The following is a 5,524-nucleotide window of genomic DNA, read 5'->3' on the forward strand; positions in this document are numbered from 1 at the left end:
TAAATTACAAAAAAACAACTAATTCAAATTACGAATTAGTTGCTTAATAAATTAATTTAATTATTTAGTCTATCAGTACCATTTGACAAAGAGCCTAAATAATTAGTACCATTGCCAAACAACGTATAGGCCTAGTCAATTGTTTGAATAGTCATAATATTTGTTGTTCCAGTAGTATTTACAGGTACACCTGCAGTTACAATAATATGATCACCTTTTTTAGCTAAACCACGTTCAACCGCAGTTTTCTTAGCTAAAGCAATCATTGAATCAGTATCAACTGGTTGTTCAGTAACAACTGGATCAACACCCCAATCAATTGTCAATGAACGTTGCACGCGTTCGCTAAAAGTAATAGCCAAAATATCAGCGTTAGGACGGTGCTTAGAAATCATCTTAGCAGTATAGCCTGAAGCTGTTGCTGCAACGATTGTTTTAATATTTAAATTACGAGCAGCAGTAGCCACAGCTGCAGCTACAGATTCCGTAACGTCAGTTGCATCAAATAAATTATCAATGTGTCGACCATTTAATGCTAAAGCAGTTTCAGCTTTTTCATTAATATGAGCCATCATCGCAACTGATTCCTTAGGATAGTGACCATTAGCTGATTCTCCTGAAAGCATAGTTGCATCAGTTCCATCAAACACGGCATTAGCAACATCTGAGGCTTCAGCACGTGTAGGGCGTGGTTTATCTTGCATTGAATCCAACATGTCAGTTGATGTAATAACTGGCTTACCAGCTTTATTCATTGAACGTATTAAGTCTTTTTGCACCAATGGTACATTTTCAGGTGGAATTTCAATCCCCATGTCTCCACGAGCAATCATTAACCCATCTGAAACTTTTTCAATTTCAGACCAATTATCAATACCTTCTTGTGATTCAATTTTAGGGAAGATCATTACATCTTCCTTATTCTTTTCTTTTAATAATGCTCGAATTTCAAGAACATCTTCTGGTTTCCGTACAAATGATGCAGCAATAAAGTTAATATTTTGATCAAGACCAAAACGAATATCATCTGCATCTTTTTCAGTAATACCAGGTAAGTTAATTGAAACTCCTGGTGCATTAACACCCTTACGCGAACCTAATAAACCTGGGTTTTGCACAGTTACAAGTAATTCACGAGTAGTAGCATCTTTATCATCAATCAACATGTCAATACGACCATCATCGAAAAGTACATGGCCACCAACTTGGACATCATCAAATAAATTTTCATAAGTAACAAAGATTTTTTCTTTGCTACCTAACTGTTCAGCGGAGGCGTCCATTGCAATGCGGAGCTTATCACCTTCGTTAAATTCAATTTTACCTGTTTCAGTACCTTGTTTAGTCGTACGAATTTCGGCACCTTTAGTATCGAGCAAGAAACCTACAGTTTTTCCTGTAACTTTTTCTGCTTCGCGAACAGCTTCCATTCTACCTAGTTGTTCTTCGTGATCACCATGTGAAAAATTAAAACGGAAAACATTTGCACCGTTTTCAATTAACTTAACAATAGTATCGACATCTGAACTTGCAGGCCCTAAAGTTGAAACAATCTTGGTCTTCTTCATGATGTAACATATCTCCTTAGATATAACTTAGAAATTTCATTCCTTCGTAATAATACCATATTTTGAGGCATTGTGAGCTTTACTTTACCTTAATTTTCATGATTAATTATCCGTAAATATGACATTTCCTTGACCTAATAACGATGTAAGCGATGTCAAAATAGCATTATTTTTTTTAAGCCACCATTGTTTTTCAAGTAAAATTTTACGATTATCACTTGCATTTACGATTACTACTGGATTATCACCGTGATTATCTTTTGCTTGTATAATTTTTTTCAAATCATTCCAAATTTCATTTTCATCTTTGTCAACCGTAATTTTTAACCACCACTTCCCGCCATTTTGCTTTTGATGGATGTTTTTCTTTGCAAAATGCATATTATCAGCTATTAAATTTAATTGTTCCTTCTGCTCAATTTTACCATTTACCACAACAACCTCATTATTGATCAACATTTTAGCAATTTTTTGATATAGTTTTGGAAAAACCGTTATTGTCATTTCACCAGTATTGTCACTAACCTGCAAAAATGCCATTGATTCACCTTTTTTTGTTCGAATTATTTTTACCCGATTAATATAACCCAGTACAGTTGCAGTTTTATGTGTTTTTATATTGACAATTTTCGTAGCATGATCGTTATGAAACTGCGCCGAATACTGCTCAACCGGATGACTTGTGACATATGTTCCTAAGAATATTTTTTCATTATTTAATTTTTCTGTTAATGATAAATCTGGTAACTTATCAATCTTAGGTGCCATTGTTGCAAACAACGATAATGACTCACCCGCTAAACCGACTGCTTCAATAAAACCTGGTAGTGCATTTAACAATTCATTCCGATTAAAACCAAAACCGTCAAAAACGCCAATCTTAATTAATGGACTAATTTCCGTAACTTTTCGCCAACGATTATCAAGCCGACTGATAAAATCACCAATGTCCTGATATTGCCCATACTTTTTTCGATTATCAATGATTGCTTTAATAAAATCAGACCGTAATCCCTTAATGGCATTAAAACCAAATCTAAGTGCATTATTATCTATAATTATGTTATCTTCACTAAAGTTTATATCCGGCCTTAAGATTGGAATTTTTAATTGATTTAATTCTTGAACATACTGTTGCCATTTTTGATAATCACCAACAGTCGAATTCATCAATGTCGCATAAAATGCTAGCGGATAATGTACTTTTAAATATGCCAATTCAAATGCCATTTTTGAATATGCGACGGCATGCGATCGATTAAAACCATAATTTGCAAACGCTTCAATATAACCAAAAACTTCATTAGCAACAGTCGCTTGATTGCCAAGTTTTTTAGCACCTACAATAAAATCTTGTTTTAACTTTTCAATTTTATTCGCGTCTTTTTTACTGATTGCACGACGTAATATATCCGCCTGTGTTAAACTAAATCCAGCCAAAACTGCGGCAACCTGCATAACCTGCTCCTGATAAACAATTATTCCATAAGTATTTGCTAAAATAGGAGCTAGTTGCGGTGCTGGAAATAATATTGTTTCCATTTTATGCTTACGTTTGATAAAGTGATCAATATTATCCATTGGACCAGGTCGATATAAAGCGTTAACAGCCGCGATCATTTCAAAATTATCTGGTTTTAATCGTCTTAAAACATTCTGAATTCCATCTGATTCAAATTGAAAAATACCATTGGTATTGCCTTGCGAGAATAAATTTAACGTAGCCTTATCATTTAAATTTATTGAGCTGATATCAATTTTTTCATTAATTAAAGTTAATGTATCAGCTAACAAGGTCAAATTCCTTAATCCTAAAAAATCCATTTTTAATAAACCTAAAGCTTCCACATCATTTTTGGATAATTGTGTCATTAATCTACCATCTGTCCCTGCTTGAATGGGTACAATCTCAACAAGAGGGCGATTTGCAATCACAACACCTGCAGCGTGTGTACTGTAATTTCTGGGTAGTCCTTCAATCGCTTGAGCAGCAGTATATAATAATTGTCCATTTGGTAAATTACTTAATATATTTTTAAATACTTGTGATTTTTCATAAGCCTCAGCTAATGATTTATAATTTTTTTGATTTAATGGCTTAGCGAGCTGTGCTAATTGTGCTTGAGTGTACCCAAATACGCGTCCAACATCTCTTACTGCTTGCTTAACAGATAACGTACCAAATGTGATAATTTGCGCGACATTTTCATGTCCGTATCGTTTATGCACATAATTTAAAACTTCTTCACGGCGATTATCCGGCAAATCAATATCAATGTCTGGCATTTGTGCTCTTTGTTCATTTAAAAACCTTTCGAACAACAAATCATACTTAAGTGGATCAACATCCGTTATCTTTAAAGCATACGCTACTAATGACCCCGCTGCTGAACCTCGACCAGGTCCTGTTTGAATATTTTGCTGATGTGTCCAATTTAAGATATCCCATACAATTAAAAAATAATCGGCAAACTGTAACCTTTCAATTACGGCTATTTCGTCAGCTAATCTTTGTTGATAAACGGTTGTGATTAATCTTCTGTCTTGCAACCCTTGTTTAGCAATTCTACGTAATAATTCAATTGATGTTAAATCTTGTTGCTTATTAAATGGCTGATAAGTCGGTAACTGTGGTTTTTTAAAAATTAAATCAAGTTGACATTTTTCATAGATAGTTGTTAGGTTATCTAATGCGTCTCCTAATCCTGCCATTTGATATGCTTGCTCAACATCGGTTGGTTGTTTTAAGAAAAATTCTCCCGTCTCATTTTTTATTTTACCAATATTGCTTAAAGTAATATTTGCATCAATTGCTTGTAGAACTTTTGTTGCAAATAAGTCTGTCTTTTTTAAATAATTAACTTTCTCATTAACTACCAATTTAAGATCATTATCATTAGCAAATGCTATTAACTTATTTCTAAAAACATTTGAATAATTTAAACTTATTCCTAATAACAAACTTTGATTATCATCAATGTTATTTCGCAAAGTAGCTAAATAATCTTTAGCGGCTTCTTCATTACCTTGTTGTAATAATTGCACCATCTCACCATACATTGGTATTATGACAAATAAATTTTTAAGATTGTTTAAAACATTATTTAAGGTTGCTGTCAATTTGGTTGTTGTTTGCATTTTATATGATGAAATTTTCATCAAATTCTGATATCCTGCTTGATTCTTTGCTAATAGAATTAATTTTTCATCAGTATTCGTATTAACAAGCCCAGTTAACTCAATAGTTAGTCCAATTATCGGTTTAATTCCAACAAACTTAGCAGCATTATAAAAACTAGTTACACCGTATAATACATTATAATCAGTCAATGCAATTGCTTTATATCCTTTATTTTTAGCATCAACTATTAAATCACGTGGTGTCATTGGACTCTGTAACAAACTATAAGCACTAATAGTTTGAATTGGAAAATACTGCATCACCTTTAGTCCTCCTATCGTTTTTTCTCATGGCTTATTATAGCAGTTAATTTTTACCCTTGCATTTATTATTATTGAGCGTACACTTAACGTGTGGTTGCTTTGTAAAGTTTTTAACTATTTAAGAATTTAGTAGGTGAGAATATGAAGTATATTATTGCAATTTTTTGGGGAGCTATTTTTGGTGAAGTATTGGGCTATATTGGTCAAGCATTGGAAGGTGGAACTTATTCTCCCCTATCCATTGCAGTTTGGTCAGTTATTATGGCTTTAATTGGTACCATTACATTTAGTGGTATTTCAAAAAGTACTCTTAAAGAAAAACACAATTAATCTTACTAGTAAATTTACTAGCCTAAAAAGAGTCTAGGACTTTGTCCTAGACTCTTTTTAATAATCAAATATCACTATTTAGTATCAATGGCGAATTTTATAATCAAGTTAGCCACTTTAGAAAAATGACAAAATAAAAACACCAAGACTTAAAAATCAGGTATCATTGGAGTTCTCACACA

Annotated in this window: 3 protein-coding genes; 1 reads left to right on the forward strand and 2 read right to left on the reverse strand. The window is 32.9% G+C overall.

Annotation, left to right across the window (positions count from 1 at the left end):
• Positions 1-131 precede the first annotated feature (131 nt).
• Together pyk and JOC59_RS09045 are read right to left on the reverse strand one after the other, a co-directional pair.
• On the reverse strand, positions 132-1,568 hold the full coding sequence (gene pyk, locus JOC59_RS09040) for a pyruvate kinase (protein WP_205144422.1): 1,437 nt from the start codon (positions 1,566-1,568) through the stop codon (positions 132-134).
• 102 nt (positions 1,569-1,670) lie between these two features.
• Positions 1,671-5,009 carry a DNA polymerase III subunit alpha gene (locus JOC59_RS09045; protein ID WP_205144423.1) on the reverse strand — a complete coding sequence of 1,113 codons (3,339 nt, stop codon included), beginning with the start codon at positions 5,007-5,009 and terminating at the stop codon, positions 1,671-1,673.
• Positions 5,010-5,153: 144 nt separating this feature from the next.
• Between JOC59_RS09045 and JOC59_RS09050 the strand changes: the two genes are divergently transcribed.
• Positions 5,154-5,342, forward strand: coding sequence for a YjzD family protein (locus tag JOC59_RS09050; RefSeq protein ID WP_205144424.1), 189 nt, complete (start codon positions 5,154-5,156; stop codon positions 5,340-5,342).
• The last annotated feature ends 182 nt before the right edge of the window (positions 5,343-5,524 follow it).

The sequence above is a fragment of the Periweissella beninensis genome (genome assembly GCF_016908275.1).
Taxonomy (GTDB): domain Bacteria; phylum Bacillota; class Bacilli; order Lactobacillales; family Lactobacillaceae; genus Periweissella; species Periweissella beninensis.

What these genes read in the sequence shown, in the direction of transcription:
- pyk (WP_205144422.1), bottom strand. Translation starts at nt 1,568, where the DNA reads ATGAAGAAGACCAAGATTGTTTCAACTTTAGGGCCTGCAAGTTCAGAT.
- JOC59_RS09045 (WP_205144423.1), bottom strand. Translation starts at nt 5,009, where the DNA reads ATGCAGTATTTTCCAATTCAAACTATTAGTGCTTATAGTTTGTTACAG.
- JOC59_RS09050 (WP_205144424.1), top strand. Translation starts at nt 5,154, where the DNA reads ATGAAGTATATTATTGCAATTTTTTGGGGAGCTATTTTTGGTGAAGTA.